The sequence below is a fragment of the Ralstonia sp. GX3-BWBA genome (assembly GCF_003290055.1).
GTDB lineage: Bacteria > Pseudomonadota > Gammaproteobacteria > Burkholderiales > Burkholderiaceae > Ralstonia > Ralstonia holmesii.
On sequence record NZ_QMKS01000009.1, the window covers coordinates 867392 to 890620 of the forward strand.

The 23229-nt window shown below is 62.0% G+C and carries 22 protein-coding genes; 17 read left to right on the top strand and 5 right to left on the bottom strand.

Going from position 1 to position 23229, the window contains the following annotated elements:
• Positions 1-692 precede the first annotated feature (692 nt).
• The 4 genes from DOD19_RS11685 to DOD19_RS11700 all read left to right on the top strand — a co-directional run bounded on the left by DOD19_RS11685 (position 693) and on the right by DOD19_RS11700 (position 5623).
• Entirely contained in the window at positions 693-2072 is a 1380-nt protein-coding gene (locus DOD19_RS11685; protein ID WP_024976435.1) for a sigma-54 dependent transcriptional regulator, read from the top strand.
• 210 nt (positions 2073-2282) lie between these two features.
• Positions 2283-3455 carry a glycosyltransferase family 87 protein gene (locus DOD19_RS11690; protein WP_239497989.1) on the top strand — a complete coding sequence of 391 codons (1173 nt, stop codon included), beginning with the start codon at positions 2283-2285 and terminating at the stop codon, positions 3453-3455.
• Positions 3452-4552: an acyltransferase gene (locus tag DOD19_RS11695; protein WP_112185616.1), complete on the top strand. Its 1101-nt coding sequence runs from the start codon at positions 3452-3454 to the stop codon at positions 4550-4552. The genes DOD19_RS11690 and DOD19_RS11695 overlap by 4 nt, the downstream gene beginning before the upstream one ends.
• A 9-nt stretch (positions 4553-4561) precedes the next feature.
• Positions 4562-5623, top strand: a complete 1062-nt coding sequence (locus DOD19_RS11700; RefSeq protein WP_112185618.1) for an acyltransferase — start codon at positions 4562-4564, stop codon at positions 5621-5623.
• A gap of 258 nt (positions 5624-5881) precedes the next feature.
• Here DOD19_RS11700 and DOD19_RS11705 read toward each other — a convergent pair whose 3' ends face one another.
• From DOD19_RS11705 to DOD19_RS11715, 3 genes are all read right to left on the bottom strand, one after another.
• Entirely contained in the window at positions 5882-6895 is a 1014-nt protein-coding gene (locus tag DOD19_RS11705) for a glycosyltransferase family 2 protein (RefSeq protein WP_037031666.1), read from the bottom strand.
• Complete coding sequence (locus tag DOD19_RS11710; RefSeq protein ID WP_316683718.1) at positions 6895-8094, bottom strand: glycosyltransferase family 87 protein; 1200 nt, start codon at positions 8092-8094, stop codon at positions 6895-6897. Before DOD19_RS11710 ends, DOD19_RS11705 begins: the two co-directional genes overlap by 1 nt.
• 124 nt (positions 8095-8218) lie before the next feature.
• Positions 8219-9490 carry a glycosyltransferase family 87 protein gene (locus DOD19_RS11715; RefSeq protein WP_112185620.1) on the bottom strand — a complete coding sequence of 424 codons (1272 nt, stop codon included), beginning with the start codon at positions 9488-9490 and terminating at the stop codon, positions 8219-8221.
• Positions 9491-10090: 600 nt separating this feature from the next.
• Here DOD19_RS11715 and DOD19_RS11720 point away from each other — a divergent pair.
• From DOD19_RS11720 to DOD19_RS11780, 13 genes are all read left to right on the top strand, one after another.
• Positions 10091-10324, top strand: coding sequence for a hypothetical protein (locus DOD19_RS11720; protein ID WP_024976442.1), 234 nt, complete (start codon positions 10091-10093; stop codon positions 10322-10324).
• A 130-nt stretch (positions 10325-10454) separates the two neighbouring features.
• Positions 10455-10622, top strand: a complete 168-nt coding sequence (locus tag DOD19_RS11725; RefSeq protein ID WP_004629688.1) for a Flp family type IVb pilin — start codon at positions 10455-10457, stop codon at positions 10620-10622.
• Between the two features lie 148 nt (positions 10623-10770).
• Complete coding sequence (locus DOD19_RS11730; RefSeq protein WP_004629689.1) at positions 10771-10941, top strand: Flp family type IVb pilin; 171 nt, start codon at positions 10771-10773, stop codon at positions 10939-10941.
• A gap of 46 nt (positions 10942-10987) precedes the next feature.
• Positions 10988-11158 (top strand): Flp family type IVb pilin, encoded by a 171-nt coding sequence (locus DOD19_RS11735; RefSeq protein WP_024976443.1) that lies wholly within the window; start codon positions 10988-10990, stop codon positions 11156-11158.
• 89 nt (positions 11159-11247) lie between these two features.
• Positions 11248-11793, top strand: coding sequence for an A24 family peptidase (locus DOD19_RS11740; RefSeq protein WP_112185621.1), 546 nt, complete (start codon positions 11248-11250; stop codon positions 11791-11793).
• 61 nt (positions 11794-11854) lie between these two features.
• A complete protein-coding gene (locus tag DOD19_RS11745) occupies positions 11855-13294 on the top strand; it encodes an ATP-binding protein (protein ID WP_200869035.1) in 1440 nt (479 codons plus the stop codon).
• A 49-nt stretch (positions 13295-13343) separates the two neighbouring features.
• Positions 13344-14195 (top strand): Flp pilus assembly protein CpaB, encoded by an 852-nt coding sequence (cpaB, locus tag DOD19_RS11750; protein ID WP_112185623.1) that lies wholly within the window; start codon positions 13344-13346, stop codon positions 14193-14195.
• A gap of 109 nt (positions 14196-14304) precedes the next feature.
• Entirely contained in the window at positions 14305-16287 is a 1983-nt protein-coding gene (locus DOD19_RS11755) for a type II and III secretion system protein family protein (RefSeq protein ID WP_112185624.1), read from the top strand.
• Between the two features lie 25 nt (positions 16288-16312).
• Positions 16313-16651 carry a hypothetical protein gene (locus DOD19_RS11760; protein ID WP_024976448.1) on the top strand — a complete coding sequence of 113 codons (339 nt, stop codon included), beginning with the start codon at positions 16313-16315 and terminating at the stop codon, positions 16649-16651.
• A 116-nt stretch (positions 16652-16767) separates the two neighbouring features.
• Positions 16768-17976 carry an AAA family ATPase gene (locus DOD19_RS11765; protein ID WP_024976449.1) on the top strand — a complete coding sequence of 403 codons (1209 nt, stop codon included), beginning with the start codon at positions 16768-16770 and terminating at the stop codon, positions 17974-17976.
• A gap of 39 nt (positions 17977-18015) precedes the next feature.
• Positions 18016-19380: a CpaF family protein gene (locus DOD19_RS11770; RefSeq protein ID WP_112185626.1), complete on the top strand. Its 1365-nt coding sequence runs from the start codon at positions 18016-18018 to the stop codon at positions 19378-19380.
• Between the two features lie 64 nt (positions 19381-19444).
• Complete coding sequence (locus tag DOD19_RS11775) at positions 19445-20422, top strand: type II secretion system F family protein (RefSeq protein ID WP_112185628.1); 978 nt, start codon at positions 19445-19447, stop codon at positions 20420-20422.
• Between the two features lie 70 nt (positions 20423-20492).
• Positions 20493-21455 carry a type II secretion system F family protein gene (locus DOD19_RS11780; protein ID WP_112185630.1) on the top strand — a complete coding sequence of 321 codons (963 nt, stop codon included), beginning with the start codon at positions 20493-20495 and terminating at the stop codon, positions 21453-21455.
• Positions 21456-22283: 828 nt separating this feature from the next.
• Here the strand turns inward: DOD19_RS11780 and DOD19_RS11795 are convergent.
• Entirely contained in the window at positions 22284-22730 is a 447-nt protein-coding gene (locus DOD19_RS11795; protein ID WP_024976453.1) for a TadE/TadG family type IV pilus assembly protein, read from the bottom strand.
• Positions 22723-23220, bottom strand: a complete 498-nt coding sequence (locus DOD19_RS11800; RefSeq protein WP_024976454.1) for a TadE/TadG family type IV pilus assembly protein — start codon at positions 23218-23220, stop codon at positions 22723-22725. Before DOD19_RS11800 ends, DOD19_RS11795 begins: the two co-directional genes overlap by 8 nt.
• Positions 23221-23229 lie beyond the last annotated feature (9 nt).

The window sequence follows — 23229 nt, forward strand, 5'->3', positions numbered from 1 at the left end:
TTTGCGTCCGTTTGCGCGATGTTTTGCGCACAAAACACCTCGGTCTGAGGCGATTTTCAGTAGCCACCGCCGCTATCCGGCACGTATCCAATTCGAAACATCCGACTAGCGCCTGCCACTGCAAACACCTTGATTCCGGCTGGAATCGTTGTGGCTCAACGGTTTATCCGCCGTGGCATGGTCGTCGCTCTACTGTCCAGGCCAGCAAGGCCAATCAGTGATCTGAAGGCTCGGCAGTCAAACCAGAGCGGCATGCAACGCCGCCGCCGAGACCACAGGACAGAGTCAAGACGGAGTGCAAATTCAAAGGCACTCCGAGGGGAAGCTCAGAACGAAGGCGGTGCATCGGCCACACCAGATGGCCAAGCACCCAAGAACACGCCTGATACAGCCATTCATAACGGCCTCAGGCAATGCGAGGGGAGTCCACTCGTCGTAGTGAAAGTCGAATTAGAAGTTGTCCGGGGGTAACGTCGGTGCGAACCGACGACAAAGCCAGTCTCGAACAAGCGAGACCGCCAGGTTGCCAGGCATGCACCGCACGCCGACAGCCGCATGGTGCAAAGAGGTTTCTCCCCCAGACTGCATTTGCGGACGGACGGCTTTCCGCCCTTGTCCGACGGTTGACTTGGCAGTCCATTGGTGGCCGCAACAGCAGTGCGCGGCTCCATAGAAAAACGTTGGGGGAAAACATGAACGCGTACATCAATCGCCCGTTGCTCTATGTTTCACTGCGTCACGATGCAACGCGTTGCCGCTACCTGGCTCAACAGGGTTGGCAACTGCTGTTTGCCAACAACCGCCGCGACCTTGAAGCGCTGAACCTGCGCGATGAGCCCGTCCTGGGCGGTCTGCTGGATCTGGATTGCGGTTACTCCGACACCGAATTGGAAGAACTGGAACCGTGGCTTGCCCGGCAGAACATTGGCTGGATCGGAGTGGTCGGCAACGGCGACATGCTGTCTGACCCAATGCGCAAGCTGCTCGGCCTGTACTTTGTCGACTACTACAACATCCCGTGCGACAGCGCCGAATTGGCACACGCACTGGGGCACGCCGTCGGCATGGCAAACCTGCGCCCGGCGGCAACGCTCACACGCGATGCGCTGCGCCCCGATGGCATGATCGGTAACTGCCCCGCCATGCAGGGCTTGTTCCGCGGCATCGAGAAGGTCTCGAAATGGGATACGCCCGTGCTGATCTCGGGCGAATCCGGCACCGGCAAAGAACTCGCGGCACGCGCAATCCACTGCGCCTCGCGCCGCGCCGGCCAGCCATTCATCGCCGTCAACTGCGCGGCCATCCCCCCCACGCTGCTGATGTCCGAACTGTTCGGCTATGAGCGGGGCGCCTTCACCGGCGCCGTCAAGCGCAAGCCCGGACGCATCGAACTGGCGCACGGCGGCACCCTCTTCCTGGATGAAATCGGCGATATGCCGCTGGAAAGCCAAACCAGCCTGCTGCGCTTTCTGGAAACCGGCTGCATCGAACGGTTGGGCGGTACAGAGTCGGTTGCCGTCGACGTGCGTGTCATCTCGGCAACGCATGTCGACCTGGAAGCGGCCATCGCCGCCGAACGCTTTCGGGGCGATCTCTACCACCGCCTCTGCGTGCTGCGCGTCAAGCAACCTGCACTGCGCGAGCGCGACACCGACATCCTGCTGCTGGCCGAACACATCCTCAACAGCGTGCGTGGCCATTCGCCCGAACACATCAAGGGGTTCTCACCGGCGGCACTCCGAGCACTCAGCGCGCACACGTGGCCGGGCAATGTGCGGGAGCTGATCAACCGCATCCGGCACGCCGCCGCAATGTGCGAAGACGGCATCATCAAGCCGGCCGATCTCGACCTGCAGCCGCCCGTCGAGCCCTCGCACCCGCCTACCCTGGCCGAGGCCCGGGAAGCAGCCGAGCGCTGTGCCGTCAAAGAAGCCCTGCAACGCAATCATGAACGGCTCATCGACGTGGCCGAAGAGCTTGGCATTTCACGCGTCACGCTGTTCCGGATGATGCGCGAGCACAAGCTGCAGATCCGCAAGGGCGAACTTGGGATGGTGTGTGTGCAAGGGTAAAAGCAAGGCGGATAGCGGGGACAGAACAAAAAACAGGGGCGGACCATGTCAGTCAGCCAGCAGGAGACGGCGCGGGTTGACACAGCGCCGAAATCGAGGGGAGCGAGGGGGGGAAGTTGGCAGGGGTCCCGCCGACTGTATGTGTATGGCGGGGCCCTGCTCTTCCTTGAGTATTTCCTGCTCGGCATGTGGTGGTGGGGCCACCACATCTTGCAAAACACCACCATTCCCTCGCCGGGGTGGGATCTGGCTGTCTTCTGGAGTGCCGCCAACCTGGCCATCACGCACGGCGCGACAGCAGCTTATGACTGGGGGTTGTTGCGCGCTGCGGAAGCCGCCATCCTGCCGCCCGACATTTTTGGGCCGTTCTCCTATCCGCCAACGTTTCTGCTGCTGATCTACCCGATCGGCATGTTGTCGTTTGGTGCGGCCACGGTGGTTTTCTCTGGCTGCGGCATTGCGCTCTATCTGGGGATGCTCAACAAAACGCTGCGGTCGGCGCCAGACGCGCTGCGGCTGCCCTGGCTCATTCCGGCGGTTGCGTTTCCTGGTGTGTGGGTCACGCTGGTCACGGGGCAGAATTCGCTCTTCACCGCAGCAGTTGCGGGTGCGGCGCTGGTGCTGCTGCGGCGATCTCCGGTGGCGGCAGGTGCTTGCATCGCCATGCTGTGCATCAAACCGCAACTGGGCATCCTGTTCCCGCTATACCTGCTCTGCGAGCGCCAGTGGCGCGCACTCGCATCGGCGGCGTTCTTCTCGATGCTGACTTTGGTGGTGAGTTGGCTCGCATTTGGCACAGCCACCTTTGTTGCCGCCGCGAGAAGCATGGCCATGTTCCGCCACGCTATTGTCGAGAACGGTGGTGTGATCCTGTACGGCGCGCCAACGGTATTCGGCACGCTGCGGTCCGCCGGGTACTCGACCACGGTGTCATATGCGGCTCACGCCGGCGTGGCGATGCTGGTGATTGCGGTTTGTGTTTGGTTATGGCGCAGCACCTGCCGCTTTGAGTTGCGCGCTGCCTCACTGCCCGTTGCGACGCTGATGGTGCAGCCCTATCTCATCTACTACGACCTCGCCTGGCTCGCTTTGCCGATGGCTTGGCTTGCGGTCGATTTTGTGCGCCACAGCAGCAACCGATTCGAAAATGCGGTGCTGCTTGCCGCCTGGCTGGTGCCTGCGCAAGGCCTGTTCGCTGTGCTTTCGCACCGGACAGGGCAATGGGCGCCGATCGTGCTGGTGGCCTTGCTCGCCATCATCGTGAGGCGCGCGCGTGCGCCACAACGCGTGATCGCACCACACGAGAGCTTTGACGCTGCAACACCACCCGTTGCCGCGATTGGCGCACACGCATCCAACCCGGCGCAGGGGACAACGGCGTGAACAGAAGCTTTGAGGGCCTGCGCGGCATCGCGGCCTTGTTCATTGTTGTGCATCACATGTTCTGCGCATGGCCGCACCCGCTCTCTGCCAATGCCTATCTTGCGGTAGACCTCTTCTTTGTCTTGAGCGGCTTCGTCATCAGCAGCGCGTGTGGCCCGCAGTTGTCGAATCTCGCATCGCTGCGCACGTTCATGATCCGCCGCATTGGCCGTCTGTGGCCAACGCACATCGCAACCACGGTCCTGGCCCTCGTCGTGGCCCGCCATCTGCCGGCGTTTGGCGAGACGCTGGCACTCGCCACCATGTCGCAGGGCCTGAACGTCTTCCAGGCCGGCATCGGCAACGCCGTGAGCTGGAGCGCCAGCGACGAAATGTACGTCTACCTTCTGTTCGGTGCGGGTTGCATCCTGATGCGCGGCCGCACCCGCATGGTGGTATTCGCAGCGTTAGCCTTGACGGCGTGGGCGCTGGCCGCCTGGATCGAGATCGACCGAGCCTGTCTTCTCCAGGGCGGCTGCCTCAGTAAGTTGGTTCACCAATTCGGCTGGCTGCGGTGTATTGCAGGCTTCTTCATCGGTGCCCTCATTTATGAGTTCCGAGATCGCCTTATTACCTGGGCGAGCCACCCCGTCTTTCAGGTGACGGCGTTTTCAGCAGCGCTGTTCCTGCTCATTTCGGCAGATGCCCTTCCCGGGTCTGCACTGACCGCGCCACTGACGTTCGGTGCGCTGATCGGTGCGCTCATCAGTGACCGCGGCCCGGTCGCGCGCATCCTTCAAACACCGGCTGCGCAGTATCTCGGCAAGGTGTCGTACCCGCTGTACCTTACGCATGGCGTCATGCTGCCGCTTGTCGTAAGCATGCCGGCAGACGTCGGGCTCAAGCAGCAACTTGTCACCTACGCGCTATTTCTCTTCTGGGCGTTTGCCTCCGCCAGTTTGCTGCACAACTACGTCGAGTTGCCGTTTCGTAACCGGTTCAATCGGTGGGCTCAAGCCATGCCCGGCGCAGCCATACCCACCGCTCAAGGGGTTGCCGGCGTTAGGTTGCACGAGCACCAACACAGCGTCATTGGCAATCAGAACAAGCAAGCGTGAGATACACCAATGCGAACCACAGTCACAAGCCTGGAAGGTCTTCGCGGCGTGGCAGCACTGTTCGTCGTGTTCCACCATATGTGTTACGCACCACCGCATCGGCAATTTGACAGCGCATACCTCTGTGTTGATCTGTTTTTCGTCTTGAGCGGCTTCGTGATCTGTCGGGCCTATGGCGGGCAACTAGCGAGCCGGGCTCAGCTGCGCACGTTTGCCATCCGCCGCGTTGGGCGTCTTTGGCCCGCGCATATCGCAACGTCTGCACTGGTCATTGCCTTCGCTTATCGTGTTCCGTCGGTTGGCGAAGTGCTCGCGCTCGTAACCATGTCGCAAGGCTTGAACCTGTTCCCTAACGGCGTGGGCAACCTCGTAGGCTGGAGCATCAGCGATGAAATGTTCGTCTACCTCGCATTTGGCGCGCTCTGCTTCCTGCTGCAAGGCAAAGCGCGCATCGCGGGCTTCGCTGCGCTTGCTCTGATCGGATATGCGCTTGCCGTTTGGATCACGCTTAGCATCGATCGCTGCCTGCTCACCGGAAAGTGCCTTGGCATGACGTTCAACTTCGGCTGGACGCGCTGCCTTGCCGGCTTCTTCATAGGTGCGCTGATCTGCGAGTTCAGGGATCGGGTCGCGGCACTGGCGAGGGGACGCGCCATTCAGCTCACAGCATCGGTCGCATCGCTATCGATGGTTATGTTTGCCAATGATCTGCCCGGTTCGGCGCTGTTTGCGCCATTGGTGTTCGCCATGCTGATCGGGTCGCTGTTAGCCGATCGTGGCCCGATCGCAAACCTCCTCCAGACCCGCCCCGCACAGTATCTTGGCAAGGTTTCATACGCGCTCTACCTCGGGCATGGTGTCTGGTTCCTGCAGATGCTCGGCGCAACGACCGGCACTGGCCTCAACGACAGGCTCATTCCCTATGCGTTGTTCCTCTTCTGGACGTTCGGCATCGCACACCTGCTGCACAAGTACGTAGAAGTGCCGTTCCGAGACCGATTCAATCGGTGGGCGCAATCGAGTGCTCAAGCAACACCGGTCTACAGTCAAATCAAGGAACCGCAACAATAAGCAGGCGAGCGCTGCGCGTCACCAAAGCCGTTCTTCAACGCGTGGTTCATAGAAGGACCATGATCGGAGCGGCCGGCGCAGCCACGAGACCATGCAACGCACGCCACATCGTGCTCGATCGCCGCGCGGGCCCCCTTCAGGACGTAAAACCACACGGCCCAGTCGCGGAACCAAAACCCGAAGCATCAATGCGACCAGAGCATGGACGGTCAGGTGACGTGCCGGGTCCGGTGTGGACTCCCCTGTGCCCAGACGCACCTAACCGCGCTGACCTCGCATCATCTGAATCACGCGCCGCTCACCTGTCAACCGGTTGCGCAGCCGGCGCTCCTGATAGCGGCGCTTCACCAGGTAGATCGGGCGCCCCTTGGCCTCGTCGTAGATGCGGCCAATGTATTCGCCCACCACGCCCAACCCGATCAATTGCAAGCCACCAAAGAACAGCAACAGCGACAGCAGCGAGGCGTAGCCGGGCACATCCACGCCCAGAACCATCGTGCGTGCGATGATGTAGCTGCCGTACACGAATGCCAGGCTTGCAATGGCTAAACCGATATACGTCCAGCTACGCAGCGGCCAGGTGCTGAAACTGGTGATGCCTTCCAGCGCGAAATTCCACAGGCGCCAGCCGGAGAACTTCGACTGACCTGCGCTGCGTGCCTCGCGCTCATACGGAACGATCACGGTGTTGAAACCCACCCACGCAAACAGGCCCTTCATGAATCGGTGCCGCTCGGGCAACTGCTTGAGGGCATTGACGACCGCACGGTCCATCAAGCGGAAATCGCCAACGTTTTCCGGCAGCTTCAGGTCGGACAACGTGTTGTGGACGCGGTAGTACGCGGCAGCAGTTACCCGCTTGAGGAAGGTGTCGCAGGCACGGCTGGCGCGCTGTGCGAGGACCACTTCTGCCCCCTTCTGCCAGTGTGCCACCAGGGTGGGAATCAGTTCCGGCGGGTCTTGCAGATCAGCATCGATTGGGATGACGGCATCGCCAAGTGCCTCGTCAATGCCGGCCGTCAGCGCGGCTTCCTTGCCGAAGTTGCGTGTCAGATCGATCACCCGTACACGCTCGTCCATGCGTGACACCGCGATCAACTTCTGCAGTGTGTCGTCCTTGCTGCCGTCGTTCACGCACACGATCTCGAACTGCGTGAACTCGATCGATTCCAGGATCGGCACGACCCGTGCAAAGAAGGACTCCAGCGCCTCGCCTTCGTTGTAGAACGGCACGACCAGCGAAAGCAGTTGGTTTCTTTTGGTATCCAACATCATTGTTCTCCCCGTCCAAGGCGCCTTGGCACGCGGCTGTGTAACGCGTTGCGTGTGCGCTCAAGATGAATACGGCGCGCGATATGCGCGAGTGCCAGAAGCAATACAAGCGGCATCAGTTGAAAGCCGAGTCGGTCAATCAGGAGCATTCCGCCCAGCGGCAGAAGCCACAGCAGGATCAGCCCTTCACGTTCACCGGGCAGCCACCCTTCCCGCCAGGCATGAGAGGCCAGCCAGGCAATGGCTAGACCCAGGAACGCCAGGTCGTAGTCGTACAGGTAGGGGCTGGCGAGCATGCTTGCCGTCAGCACAGCCGCGGCGCGCAATGCAAAGCTGCATGGCCGGCTCCAGGCGTACGCGACTGCGGCACAAGCCGTGAAGGCCCCCATCAGGTGCAGCGCGTAGGCCAACATCACACTGCCGTGCAGCATCTTGACCATGGCAAAGAGGGTCGGCATGCGCTCCAGATGAACTGCGCCGGATTCCACTGCCGAGCGCGCCAACGCCGCGTTGTGCAGAAAGGCAATGAACGACTGCGGGCCGAACGCTGCCAGCGCCAGCACTGCCAGCGCGAGTGAGGTCAGCGCCATTGCAATCAACGCTTTCCAGGATCTGGCGCACATCAGTGCCACCGGAAACATCACAGCCAGTTGCGGTTTCACCGTCAGCAGGGCCAGCAACATGCCCGCTGCGACCGGGCTAGCGGGCCGCTTTGGACGAGGGGAATGCAGCAACGTGAGCGCAAAGCCAGCACACGACGCCAGCAGCAACGCGTTTTGCCCCGTTGCCAGCACAACTGCAATCCCGGGAAAGGCCGCGCACGGCAGCCATGCCTGCCGCCAAGGCACGATCCGACTGACAACCCACAGGAAGCAGCCAACGCTCATACTCAGGAAGACGAGCACGGCAAGCCAGTACGGCAGCAGCGCGAAGGGCGCGACGAAGGGCAGGAACGTTGGCGGATAGAACCAGGGCAACAAGCCCTGGGTAGTCGCCACCAGAGGGACGGTGGCCAGCTCCAAACTGTGCAGCACGGCCACATCGTAGGCAGCGAGTGGGTGCCCTTGCAGCACCAACTGCGCGGCGCTCCAGAACACCAGAAAATCGCCGCCAAGCGGAAAGACGCCCGCGACCTGCAACACACTGGCGCGAACGGCCCAGATTACAAAGTACGCGACGTAGCAGGCCAGCGCAGCCATCGAGTACACGCGCACGCGGTCCGGGCCCAACCAGTGGCGAGCACCCGCGGCGGCCACTGGAGACGCCGTCGTCCCCTCGGGCGCCCTGTGCTTGAGAAGGTTCAAGGTGATGGCCATGGCGCCCTCACACCCGCGTTGCCACGCGACGCACAACAAGCGCCATCATGGCGATCAGAACCAGCGGCCCGATCTGCGGCAGTTTCAGATACGGATTGGCGTGCTCATAGATCGGCAGCAGCCAAGCCACAACGAGCAGCGCCCGCTCGCCGCTCGACAGGCCACTGCCACTGTCATCACGCACACCGTCGCCCACCAAACCGGCAATGGCCAGCCCCAGCCATGTCAGCTCGTAGTCACGCAGATATGGCGACACCATCAGCGTGGCAATCGCCAGCGCCGCAGCACGTAACTCAAACGCCGTCGTCCGCCGCCAGACATAGGCCATCGCGGCGGCCATCGCCAGCGCTGTCAGCACCTGTACGGCGTACGCACCGGTCACGCTCGCCCCGGCCAGCCGGGCGGCTGCGATGGGCGTTGGCATGCCCCACCATAGGTTGGCGCCACCCTCGATGAAGCTCGCCCGCACCCATTGCGCGTTGGCAAGGAACGCCGGCACCGTGCGCCAGCCGCAGACCAACACGCTGACACTCGCAAACGCCACGGTCGTGAGCAGCGCACTGGCCAGCGCCTTCCATGCACGCGATATCACCAGGGCCAGCGGGAACAACGCCGCCAGTTGCGGCTTGATGGCAAGCAATCCGATCAGCACACCGGCAAGGACGGGACGCTTGTTCAGGTGATACACGGCAGCCCCGGCCACACCGGCCGTCAACAGCGCGTTTTGGCCAGCAAGAATGGTGATGAGCGTTGCCGGAGCGGCCAGCACAGGCAACCACAACCCTTGGCGCCACGGGTGCTGTGCCCCCGTCAACATGCTGATCGATTTGAAATAGACGAGCCCCGTGCCGGCCAGGAACAGCAGATAGCTCAAAGTCAGCGGCATCAACGACAGCGGCAAGACCATCAGCAGAAAGGTCGGCGGATAGAGCCAGGGAAGGATCAGCTCAGCCCCCTTTCCCAACGTTCCATGCTCGGCGATCACCGCAGTCAGTTCGCGCACGTCATATGCATGCAGGGGCCCCTGCGTCAGCGCGAGATGGGAGGCCCCCCAGAACGCAGAGAAATCCGTTCCAGGACGCGCCATCGTCACATCGGTAAAGCCGTTGCTCGTCCAGGCCCAGCCAAGCAGCAGCACGCAGAACAGAACCAGCAGCGCACCGCTGTAGGCGCGCACTCGGGCCAGGTCGATCCAGTGGCCAGCAGCATCCTCACCAGTTGCACGAGTTGCTGCAGCGGTGCTGCGCGCGGCTGGCAGACGCACAGATCTCTGGCTCATGCTGCTCCTCGCGTCGGTTCCGGGTGATGCGCCGCACACGATGTCTGCGCTGCGCTGAGTGGGGCTTCGTCACGCGCGCGACAGCTTCACGCCGCGTGCGGGTCTTAGAGCCCAGTCTTGTTCGCGCACTCGGATAAGGCAAGGCAGGGCACGCGCCTGCGGTCTGTGTTTAGCGCCGCCCGAGCGTCGAAATTGCATCGACGTTTCAGCACTGAAGCACGGGGACATTTCCCGCGATGCGTTGTGGCTACGGCCTTGCTGCGCGCAACCATCAGAGCGATACGCCAGGAGGATCGATCGACGTTTCCATCCGGAAACGTCGCCCGGCTATGGACACACCCTCGGCTGGGGCACTGTGAGGAGGCTCACGCAGACCCCCAGCCTACCCGACGGCGATTTCCACCATCCACTACGCTACCCCCCCACCTGTCCATTTGAATGAGGGCACCCCTGCGCTGCGTCATCCCTACGTAGCCTCATCCAAATCGACGTGCCACGCCACGCGTTTCCCCCTGGCAACCCCGCCCCCGAGAACGCGGCCCCCAATCACCAGGCACACGCCCCCGAATTCTGTCAGTCGCCCGCAAACCCTTGTCGCACATGGAAGTGCACGAGGGTGGCCCGGCTCTTGCCTATGCCAGATCGCAAGACATCGTCACCGCCGCCTTGAACGGGGAGCAGCAAGTTCACAGCAGAAGGCGAAGCGAAACGGAATCTCCAATTCAAAGCATCGAATTGAAAAAAGGGATCGAGACAAATGCCGGCCAACAACACGCTCACATCGCCCACACGGGACAGCACGCTGCGCAACACCGCACGGTGCGTGTCACGTGAGTTCCTGCGGGCAGGTGACGGCAGCCAAGGCTGCTGGCCCTTTCATGCTTGTGCCATCTGTGCGCCGCCGACATGACCTCTTTCATTCTGGCTTTTCGAACGCGCATTTTTTCCACCGAAGGAGATTGTCATGAACTACCTCAACGCACTCAAGCAATTCGCCCGTGACGAAGATGGCGTGACCGCCATCGAATACGGCCTGATCGCCGCCCTGATCGCAGTCGTGATCATCGCTTCGGTCAAGCTCGTGGGTCAGAACCTGAGCACGGTGTTCTCCAACATCGCCGCGGCACTGTAAGTGCACCGATGTTGCAAACGCGAGGCTCACTGCATTGATACCCAGCAATGCGTGCCAAGCGAGTGCAAGCGTGGGTCGCCATGAACATGGCAACCCACGCCCCAGCAACAACGGGCAAAACTTCTGCCAGGGTCAAAGGGAGATTGTCATGAACCGCTACAGCACGCTTCTACAGCAGTTCCTGTACGACGAACAAGCCGTCACTGCAATCGAATACGGCCTGATCGCGGCGTTGATCGCCGTGGTGATCATCGCTTCAGTTCAGCTCGTCGGCACGAATCTGAGTACGGTGTTCTCCAACATTGCAGCCGCGCTCTAGCGGACTGCCAACGCGGTCAGCTACCAGCGCTACACAGGAGACCAGCATGCACAAGCCAATCAACCCGAGGAAGTGGCTGCGCGACGATCAAGGTGTGACCTCGATCGAGTACGCACTGCTGGGTTCGCTTATCGCAATCGTCATTCTCGGCTCCGTCGTGGCGCTGGGTAGCAGTGTGAAGTCTCTCTACGAAATGATCGCTGCGGCCATCCCGTGATGCTGCGCTGCACCGAACAACTACAACTTTTGCACGACCCGACCCCATTGAACTGAACACGCAACCGCACCAAAGAACCCGAGGACACCATGAACGACGCCACCCTGCTCTCGTCAATGATTGCCCCCGTTGCCATGGGCGTGGCGCTGATAGCGGCGGCCATCGACGCGCAGCATCGCCGCATCCCGAACTGGCTGACCTTCGGTGCATGGCTTGCGGCGCTGCCGTTGCAGGTAGCAATCCATGGCTTCGGCAATGGCGCGCTGGAGTGGACGTGCGGCTGGCTTACGGGCCTGGCGATCTTCCTGCCCTTCTATCTGCTGCGCGGCATGGCTGCGGGCGACGTGAAGCTCATGGCCGCCGTAGGTGCCTGGCTTGGTGCGTTCATGGCTTTTGAGATTGCAATGGCCACGTTCGTGATCGGTGGCATCTGGGCGCTGGTATTTACCCTCCGGCATAAGCGCATGGCGCAGCTGCGCCGGAACCTGCGCGACGTCCTGTTGACGTCGGCGCAGGTCAGCCGGGAAGCCGGCGCGCCAACGCCGCAAGCCGATGCCTCTTGGTCGGTGGGCACGTTGCCGTACGGCGTTGCGATTGCCGCCGGCACGATTGCAGTCTTGTTTGCATCGGCCTGATGCGCGCAATTTGCACATCTTGGCGCGCACTTCGTATTCACTCAGCCAAACGGTGATGAAGATGATCGGGGACCAAAGAATCGAGCACACAGAATTCGGGCACGCCCAACATGCGCCGCGCTCGCTCGAGGCCGTGCCATCGCCCACCGGGCTGGACGCCGCCCGTCGCGAGCCCGCTGCCCCTTGGCACATCCTGCCCCGCACCGTGGCCGAAACGGGCCTGGACATCTCGTTGCTGCTCGGCCTGCTCATGAAAGTGGCCTACCTGCATCGCAGCGCCACGCTGGTCATGCTGATGGACACCATCAAGCTGCCCGCCATGGTCATCAATGAAGTGGCGGCCTACGCTGTGCGCGAGCGCATGCTGGAAGTCGCCCACCGTGGCGCCAACGACCTGGACGTGCGCTTTCACCTGACCGACGCCGGCTATGTACGCGCCGCTGAGTTCACTGCGCGCTGCAGCTATGTCGGCGCCGCGCCCGTCACGCTGGAAGCCTATGTTGAATCCGTTCAACGGCACTCCATCCAGTTCGCATCGTTGTCCAAGACTGATGTCACCACCGCCTTCAGCACGTTCGTGATGCCGCCAGACCTGCTCGACGATGTGGGCGTCGCACTGAACACGAGCCGCGCGCTGATGCTCTACGGCCCTGCCGGCGGCGGCAAGACCTATCTCGCCCAGCACCTCGGGATGCTGCTGCCCGGCGCCGTGCCGGTGCCGCACGCCATCACGATCGCGGGCGAGATCATCCAAATCTTCGACCCACTCGTGCACGTGGCGCAGGAAGACGAAGAAGGCCCCGTGGCCCGGCGCCCGCTGGATCGCCGCTGGCAGATGTGCCATCGGCCCGCGGTGCTCTCCGGCGGCGAGTTGACGCTGGAGATGCTCGAGCTGCGCTATGACGGCACGACCGGCTTCTATCAAGCGCCCCCGCACATGAAGGCCAACTGCGGCATCTACATCGTCGATGACCTTGGCCGCCAGCAAGTGGGCGTGAGCGAACTGCTCAACCGCTGGATCGTGCCGCTGGACCGCCGCGTCGATATGTTCTCGCTGCGCAATGGCGTTCGGTTTTCCGTGCCGTTCGATGTTTGGCCGATCTTCTCGACCAACCTTGAACCGGCTCAGTTGGGTGACGACGCCTTCCTGCGCCGGCTCGGCAGCAAGCTTTACGTAGGCCCGCTCTCGGTGGCCGACTACCGCGAGGTCTATCTGCGCGCTGCGCAGGATCTCGGCCTGCAGAACGCAGATGCCGCCTTCAATTACCTGCGCGAAGCGCTGCACGAGGGCAGCGGCAAACCGTTGCTGGCCTGCATTCCGCGCGATCTGCTGCGCCTGGTGGCCTCCGCAGTCCAGTACCACGGTGGGCCGTCCGAGGTGACCGCAGAGGCGCTGCGCCGGGCATGGGACATCTACTTCTGTTCGCACACAGATTTCAAGACAACCGATTCCATGAGTGCGGGCATGGGCTGGCGGCAGGACAAGCAGGCTCGCACCTGAGCCTTGCCGATCCGATCCGCTCTATTGATCTCAGAAGGGGGAACTCATCATGAAAAACGCGCGTGCAATCGTGATGCTGGTCGTCGCATTGGTAGCGGGGATCGCGGCCGTTGTCTCTGCATCACGCTGGCTGTCTCAGCAATCATCCAGCTCCGTCAAACAAGTCGCGGTGGCCGCCAGCGACATGGATCTTGGCCAACCGCTGGGCAATGAGCAATTGCGCATGGTCAGTTGGCCAGCCGGCAGCCTGCCACCGGGCACGTTTGACGATCCCAAGGCGCTGCAAGGGCGCGTGGTGCGCGCAAGCCTGCAGAAAGGCGAACCGATTCTGGAAAGCAAGCTTGCACCCATCGGTACCAAGGGCGGGCTTTCTGCCGTCATCGCGGAAGGCAAGCGCGCCATTACCGTACGTGTGAATGACGTGGTGGGCGTAGCGGGCTTCGCATTGCCCGGCAACCTGGTCGACGTGATCGTCAACACCAATGAAGAAGCGAAGAGCGCGAACAACAATAACAACAGCATCTCCAAGATCGTGCTGGAAAAGATCCTGGTGCTGGCAGTCGCACAGCAAGTCAGCCGCGACGACACGCAACCCAAGGTCGTCAACGCGGTCACGCTGGAAGTGACACCCGATCAGGCAGAGAAGCTCGATGTGGCACGCAGCGTCGGAACGCTCTCGCTGGTGCTGCGCAATCAGGTCGACGTGGCCGCCACGGCAACCGGCGGCGCCACCAAGGGCACCTTGCTGGGCACGCCCGCAGCCGAGCCCGCACCCAAGGTGGTGATGGTCAGCACGACACGTGCAACCGCCAAGGTGCGCCACGTTGCCTCGGGCCCGATCCGGCAACGCGACTGCGTCGGTGTACTGGCGGGCGTGCAAGGCAGCATGGAATGCTTCTGACCCGCCATACCTGACAGTCCTTCAACACGCATTGCAACGTAGAGGTTAACCAGCCACAGCGTATCAACCGCATTTTCATCCTGTGCAGCAGACCCTCGGGGGGGGAGATATGAAGACGAACCAAAAAACCAATGTCGCCACTGTCGCGCCACGTAGCGGACAGATCCTCGGCAGCACACGCCTGCTCGTTCTGGCAAGTGCCGCCAGTGCCATGCTCTGCATGCCAACGCACGCGACAGCACAAACGGCCATGGAAGCAGGTGCCGTAGCCAAGTCCACGACAGCACCGGTCGTGATGCAGTCCCGCGCCGGAGCATCCGCGCCAGTGCAGATGACGATCAGCATGAACCCGGCGCTGGCGACTGCGCCGGTGGCTGACGTACGGGGGCCAAACTGCATAGGCGCCGTGCGCGGCGAAAGCAGCGTAGTGGTGCCTGTTGGCAAGTCTTCGCTCATCTCGCTACCGGAGCCCGTGCGCAATCGCACCCTTGGCAATCCATCCGTGGTGCAGGCCACCATGGTGTCGCCGCAATCGATGTATCTGCTGGGCCGCAGTGTGGGCACCACCAACATGATCGTGCAGGGTCGCAGCGGCGCCTGCAGCATCGTCAATGTAGTGGTCAACGCAGATGCAGGGGGCTTGCAGACCTCGCTCGCGCAGCTGATGCCAGGGGAAAGCAAGATTCGTGTGATGACCGCGGCTGACAGCCTTGTGCTCGCCGGCAACGTGTCGAGCGCACAGGCCGCGCAGCAAGCCATGGAAATCGCACACGCCTATGCAGCCTCCGCACAGAGTGGCGCAGACAAGGGCGGTGGCGCAGCCGGTGCACCCGCAGGCGGCAGCGGCGCCAGCGTCATCAATATGATGATCGTGGATACGCCGCAGCAGGTCATGCTGGAAGTGAAGGTGGCGGAAGTGTCGAAGACCCTGCTGAACCAGCTGGGCTCGGCACTCAATGTCCAAGGCGGATTCGGCTCGTGGAGCGGCGGCCTGTTGACCTCCCTATTGACCGGCTCGTCTACCGCGCTCTTTGGCAACAAGGCGAACAACCGGCCCTTCCAGGTTGAGCTGGATGCGCAAAAGAACGACAGCCTGGTGAAGATTCTTGCCGAGCCGAATCTCGTCACGCTCAGCGGGCAGGAAGCCAGCTTCCTGGCTGGCGGCAAGATCTACATCCCGGTTGCGCAGAGCAGCAGCTCAGGCGGCGCACCCACCATCACGCTGCAAGAAGAGGAATACGGCGTTGGCCTGAAGTTCACGCCAACCGTGATGGCCAATGGCCGCATCAACCTCAAGGTGGCACCGGAGGTGTCGGAACTCTCGCCCACGGGCGCAACTGTCACTGGTGCCAACACGAACGGCCAGACCATCCTGCCGCTCATCACCACGCGGCGCGCGTCCACCACCGTGCAGATGCGTGACGGAGAGAGCTTCGCCATCGGTGGGCTGCTGCAAGACAACGCACGCGGCTCGCTGAAGGCATTGCCTGGCGCGGGTGAAATCCCCGTCCTGGGCACGCTCTTCCGCAGCACGCAGTTCCAGCATGATCTGACGGAGCTGGTCATCGTCATCACGCCGCGACTGGTGCAGCCAATGCAGACAGCCTCGTATCCGCTGCCGACTGACAGCTTCTCGACGCCCAACGAGCTTGCCGTCTACCTGACGGGCAACATGGAAGGCTCCGGCCCCAAGAACCGCGCAGCCAAACCAGCAACGGCCGCTTCGCCTGCCACGGCACCGCAGGCACCCGCACAGGCACCGAGCGCACCCACTGCGCCCAGCTCGCAGGCGCCGATGCCGGCTCCGGTTGCGCCCGCTCCGGTGGCCCAGGCCATCCCTGCACCGCGCACTGAGGTGAGCATCGCCCCGCCCACCCAGCCGGCAAACGTCACGCCAGAAAAGCCGGCGGCCACGCTACCGGTTGCAGAGGCCGCGCCCGCCACAACATCGGCCCCGGCGCCCACGGACGACAACGCCGCGCGTGTTGCCCGAATCGAAGCCACCGCAGCACGACTGGCCCAGGCCAGAACCAAGACGCAGGGCCGGCAGACGGCAGTGGCCGATACGACCACAACCCCGCAGACACGCTAACCCGGGAACCATGTGGAGATATGCCATGAACACCAATCTCAAATACCTGCAACGCGCCGCACTCGTGATCCTGGCTTGCCAGGCCCTGACTGCCTGCATGACCACGACACCCAACTGGGACAAGCACTTCGGCGAGGCCGTCACCAGCGTCAAGCAAGCACAGGTGATCAATCCCGACGCACCGGCCGGGTTGCCCGCGCTGAATGGCTATGACGGCAAAGCCGCAGTGGCCGCCATGAGCAACTATGACCGCTCGATGACCCGCTTCCCCGCTGGGGGTACTGGCACCGGCAGCGGTGGGTACGGCGGATTCGGCAGCGGCGGGTACGGCGGTAGCGGGATGTCCGGTAGCTTCTCACGCTGACAGCACTTGGCGGGTGCCCAAACAGCATCCGCCATCGCCAGCCTGATACCAGGCCAGCCCTGTCACGGCGCGATGCAACGACATACAGAACACACGATCGAACGGGGAGCTTTGCCATGCTCAAGATCTTGATTGCCTCCGAAGACGGTGAACGCCTGGCTGACCTTGCACGCCTGGTAGCCGCCGCCGGCAGCTACCAGGTCATGCACCTGCATGCGGCACCGGGCAGCCTGTCCACGCATGCCTGCCAACTGCGCGGCGCGGATGCGCTCATCATCGACCAGCCAAGCAGTGGCCCCAGCCAGATGCTGAGCATCGAACTGCTGCGGCAGCAGTTCGCTGACCTGCCCTGCATTCTCGTCACGCAAACCCAGGAGCGCGACGACTTGATTCGCGCACTGCGCGCCGGCGTCAGTGACATCCTGACTTGGCCGCTGGAACGCGCCCAACTGACGACAGCGCTCACGCGGCTGGAAACCAGCCACATCCCGAGAACGCGAGAGGAAGCGCGCGTGATTGCCTTCATCTCCAGCAAGGGCGGCGCCGGTTCCAGCTTCATCGCCAGCAACGTCGGCTACACGCTGGCAGCACACGAACACAAGCGCGTGCTGTTGATCGACCTGAACACGCAGTTCAGCGACACGCACTTTCTGGTGAGCAACAAGACACCACCCGCCACGCTGTCCGAAGTGTGCGCACAGGTCGACCGCCTGGACGATGCCTTCCTGGAAGCGTGTCTGACACGCGTGGCAAAGGACTTTGACGTCCTGGCCGGCGCCAGCGACCCCATCAAGGCGGGCGAGATCAAGAAGGACAAGATCGAGTACGTGCTCTCGCTGGTGTCACCGATCTACGACTTCATCCTGGTGGACGTCGGGCAAGCAATCAACCCGCTGTCGATTGCGGTGCTCGACCACTGCGACCAGATCTGCGTCGTGGTCCAGCCGACCATTGCCTTTGCCCGCACGGGGCGGCGCCTGCTGGATATCCTGCACGGCCTGCATTACCCCGCCGAAAAGCTGCGCATCCTGGTCAACCGGCATGGCAAGCGCGACGAGCTGCCACGCAGCACGCTGGAGCAAGTCTTCGGGCAGAAGCTCTTCCATGTGCTTCCCGAAGATGCGGCCTCGGTGGATGACTCCATCTGCCAGGGCATGCCCATTGCCCAGCATCACCGCAGCAGCGCCATGGCCAAGGCGCTCATGGCCTTAGCCAACGTCTTCGCCACAGCGCGCGAGAACGATCGTCACGCATCGCAAGAGAAGGGCTTCTCCTTGAGCAAGTTCTTCTCGCGGGCCAAGACGTCGTCTCCGAACATTGCCTAAGTTTCTCCTGTCCATTTCGCCAGTCAGACGGAGCCCATCATGTCGATCCGCGAACAACTCTCCCGCCCGGACCACGCGCCGATGTCCATGAACGGACACGCACCGCACCACCACAACGTGGCGGGCCATCCGGCCTATCGGGACTTCAAGAAAACCGTGCACGAAGTGGTGCTGGACCGCGTGGATCTGGAACGGCTGGCCCGTTTCCCGACCGAGCAGGTGCGCCACGAGATCGGCGCCCTGGTCAACAACATCATCGACGAAGAAAAGCTGCTGCTCAACGACACCGAGCGCCGGCAGATGACTACCGATGTGTATGACGAGATGTTCGGCTTCGGCCCGCTGGAGCCGCTGCTGCAGGACCCAACGGTGTCCGACATCCTGGTCAACACGGCAAAGCAGGTCTACGTCGAACGCCGCGGCAAGCTGGAACTTACCGACGTCACCTTCTACGACGATGCGCACCTGATGAAGGTGATCGAGAAGATCGTCTCGCGCGTGGGCCGTCGCATTGATGAAACCAGCCCGATGGTGGATGCGCGGCTGCCCGATGGCTCGCGGGTGAACGCCATTATTCCGCCCTCGGCCATCGATGGCCCGCTGCTCTCGATCCGCCGGTTTGCGACCAACCCGCTGCAGGTCTCGGACTTGATCGATCTCAAGACACTCACGCCGCCCATGGCCAAGCTGATGCAAGCCTTGTCGCAAGCCAAGGTGAACGTGCTGGTGTCGGGCGGCACGGGCAGCGGCAAAACCACACTCCTGAACATCCTCTCGGGCTTCATCCCGGCCGACGAGCGGATGGTCACCATCGAAGATGCCGCAGAACTGCAACTGCGCCAACCGCACGTGCTGCGCCTGGAAACGCGCCCGCCCAACATCGAGGGTAAAGGCGAGATCACGCAGCGTGCACTGGTGCGCAACGCCCTGCGCATGCGGCCAGACCGCATCCTCCTGGGCGAAGTGCGCGGCGGCGAGGCCCTGGACATGCTCAATGCCATGAATACCGGCCACGAAGGGTCACTCACCACCGTGCACGCCAACACCCCGCGCGATGCGCTCACGCGCATGGAAAACATGGTGAACATGGCGGGCCTGAACCTGCCACCCAAAACAATCCGGCAGCAGATCGCCTCAGCCATCACCGTGATCATCCAGGTTGCGCGTTTGACGGATGGGCGCCGCAAAGTCATCAGCATCCAGGAGATCACCGGCATGGAAGGTGATGTCATCAACATGCAGGAAATCTTCACCTTCCAGCGCACGGGCATCGCGCAAGACGGCTCCGTCAAGGGGCTCTTCCGCGCCACGGGGGTCTATCCGAAATTTGCCGAGCGGCTGCGCGTGTTCGGGGTGGGCTTGCCAGACGAGACCTTTGACCCGCAAAGGCACTTTGAGGTCTAAAGGCTTGAAGTCAAAGCCACCACCAGTGTGGTCCAAGCGCGATCTAGAAACGGGGGCACCCTAAATGAACGAAATCTTCTACGCGTTCGCAATCCTGCTGTTCGCGGCCGTCGTGCTCTGCATCGAGGGGGTCTACCAGTGGTGGAACAACTACCACGGCCCCGAGGCCAAGCGTGTTGATGCCCGCATCCGTGCGCTATCCGCGGGCGGACACGTCGGCACCGAGCAGCTCTCGATTCTCAAGAAACGCCTGCTGAGCGAATCACCGCAGTTCCAGCGCTGGTTGATGAGCCTGCCCCGCGTGAGCACGATCGACCGTTGGCTGGAGCAATCCGGCAGCGCTTGGTCGGTTGCGCAGCTCCTGGGATACACCATCCTGATCGGCGTCGGAGTACTGGCAGTCGGTGCGTTGCTGCCGTTCCCGTTTGGCATCGTGACGGCCTGCTCGCTGCTCATGTCTGCGCTACCGGTCTTGCACATCGCATCGCAGCGGCGCAAACGCCTGAAGAAGCTGGAGGCGCAGCTTCCCGACGCGGTGGACATGATTGCCCGTGCACTGCGCGCCGGCCACTCCTTCGCCAGCGCGCTAGGCATGGTCGGGCAGGAGATCAAGGAGCCGATGGGCCCCGAGTTCCGCACCACATTCGAAGAAATCAACTACGGCGTGTCGCTCGATGAAGCCTTGACCAACCTCGCCAAGCGAGTGCCCGTCAATGACCTGCGCTACTTCGTGATTGCCGTGCTCATCCAGCGCGAAAGCGGCGGCAACCTGGCGGAGATTCTCGACACCATCGGCAACCTTGTGCGCGAGCGCCTGAAGCTGTACGACAAGATCCGCGTGCTGTCAGCCGAGGGGCGGTTGTCGGCATGGATTCTCGGGCTGCTGCCCTTCGGCACCGCAGGCATGATCCTCATCGTCAATCCGGACTTCATGAAGGTGCTATGGACGGACCCGATGGGGCTGAAGATGATCGGCCTGGCAATGCTCAACATGGTGATGGGGCTGATCTGGATGCGCAAGATCATCCGCATCCGGGTCTGACGGACGTGCGATATGCAGCACAGTGACCTGACCTGACAACGTGACTTCGTTTTCTTGGGGGGAGACGATCATGCAAACGCTCTATTCCAATCAATATTTCATTCTGGCCCTGATCTTCGTGGCTGCCTTTGGCGGTGCACTTGGGCTGCTGCACCTGTTCTCTGCGAACCGCGCGCGCGGCCGGATGCAACAGATCGGCGGCCAGACCGTGGGCGCAGACCTGGCCGGCGTCCCCGACCATGCCTGGGTAGAGAAACTGGCCACCTGGGCCAAGCCGGTCTCGCAACTGTCGTTGCCCAAAGACGGCTGGGAGAACTCGCAACTGCGCATCCGCTTCATGAATGCCGGCTGGCGGCAACCGTGGGCGCCGTCGCTGTACTTTGGTGTGAAGACGGTGCTGGCGATCCTCTTCCCGCTGGCGGCACTGCTGGTGCTGAGCAGCCGGCCGGAACATCACGACCAGGAGGTGGTGCTCGCTGTTCTGGGGCTGCTTAGCGCCATTGGCTATTACGTGCCCAATGCGGCACTGGCACGCAAGGTCGAGCATCGTCAGCGCGATGTGTTTGAAGAGTTTCCCGATATGCTCGATCTGCTCACGGTGTGTGTAGAAGCGGGGCTCGGCCTGGACGCGGCCATGATGCGTGTGTCGGACGAACTCGCGCTGCGCTGCCCCGTGATGGCCGAAGAAATGGAACTCACGCTGCTGGAACTGCGTTCCGGGTTCCCCAAGGAAAAGGCACTCACCAACCTGGCGCTGCGCACCGGTGTGGAAGACGTCGACCGGTTTGCATCAATGCTGATCCAGGCAGACCGTTTCGGTACCAGCCTTGCCGACTCGCTGCGCGTGTTGTCCGACATGCTGCGCACCAAGCGCCGCATGCGTGCCGAAGAACAGGCCGCCAAGATCGCGCTGAAGCTGCTCTTCCCGCTGATCTTCTTCATCTTCCCGACGCTGCTGCTGGTGTTGCTCGGCCCAGCATTCATCCAGATCTACCGTGTGCTGCTGCCGACCATGACAGGCTCGGGAGGCTGACATGCACGCGCGAATATAGCTGGTGGTGAAGGCCCCCGGACTATCACCTGGCGTATGTGCTAGCGCGGTGGTCCTGTTCCCGGACGCGCGCCGGGTTTTTTCCTTTGTATCTTTAGCGTTTGGGATTGGGCTTCGTGTTGCTGGCTTCGGCTTCGAGGTTGCGCTTAGTGGTGTGCCTTCCCTTCGCGCGCTACCGGGGCGGGCGTTTGTGGTCCATCCCTGTTTCATTCCCTACCGGGGCTGACTCACTGTCTTGCCAAAGAAAGCCGGCAAAGATTGATGCGCCCGAGATAGCGACTTCGTCTTGCATTTCTGTCACCAGGGAAAGGGTGGGAAAGTCGCTTCGCTCAGACAGTTCCCCACCTTTTTCCCGGCCGCTTGCAGAAATTCAAGGTGCCATCTCGGCAAGGAAGTCAAAGGCCAACCCCTCTGGACACCAGCCCAAACGACAAGGCCAACCTCACGATGAGCTGGCCTTTTTCTCGGGTGCGCCGAACATGGCACCAGAACTAAAAATCCACTCCACCTACACGGCGACCAAAGCAACGCCGAACTCTCGACGGTTTGGCCGTCCCTGCCATTGATGGCGTCTTGGATTTTGTTGCTGGGAGGAAAAAAGGAAGGAAAACTGCCTGAGCGCAGTGAGTTTTTCCCTTCCCCTCACTACGACATAAATTCAAGGAGGCTTTCGCCATCTCGGGCGCATCTATCTTTGCCGGCTTCCCTTGGCAAGACCAAGAAAGTGGTTCAGGCCCGGCAGGGAACGAAAAAGGGGATGAACCACCAGGCCCATCCCCCACAAAAAAAAGTGAACCCGACCAACGCCATTCAGGAGCAAACACTACTGCTATTAGGATCCTGCCCCATGACCTCTCGCGGCAAGTAAGTGGAAAACCCGGGCACAGCGAGCTGAGAAAAGCCAATCCAGGTAGCAGGCGAATAAGGCGCCACCGTCATACCGGTCACGCTGACTGCAACACCACCGCAGCTCGTAGCATCACAACTGGTGCTCACCACCCCACTGGTGTCGTACCACTGCACTGACACATTCGCAGACGTGAGCGTCGGAAGAATGGTCTGCATCTTGCTCAATACAGATGTCGAGCCCTGCCCGCAGACCACCGCCTGTCGCGCCCCCCATCGCGTCGCTTCTCCCACGGCGTTCCAGGTAAAGAGAATGCGCCCAAAGTCGAGGATGCCAAGCAGCACCGTCAGAAAGAGCGCCACCACAATGGCGAACTCAACCGCCGTCGTACCTTTCTGATGTTTATTCATAGGACTGCCTCATGGTCACTGAGATGTTCCCAAACGGAAACGAGGTGATCGACCCGGTGCCGCCTGCATAGAAACGCAGGAACGCCATCATGTCGATCACCGGGTTGAACGTGTAGCCCGAGATCGTGACGGTGACGGTGTTGATGGCAGGGTTGGTCCCTTGTGCAATGTTGGACGTGCAGCTCGTGTTGGACGCATCGCATATGGAAACCATGCTCGACGTCAGCCCAGGTGCCAGCGGCACTTGCGTGCTGCCGACCGTCGGCGTGCCGTAGACCGCCAGATTTGTTGCAGTCGTATAGGAAGTCGTGTTGCCGGCAGCCTGCGTGCTCAGGTAACGGGTGGCGTCTCTTGTGGCCTTGGCCAAGGTGTTGTACGTGTAGATGGCCCGGCCGAACTCCGTTACCGCAAAGGTGATGGCAAGCAGCAGGCTGAGCATGATGGCCAGTTCGACCAGCGCCACGCCATGTTGTCGTTGTCGCGTCTTCATGGTTCGCTC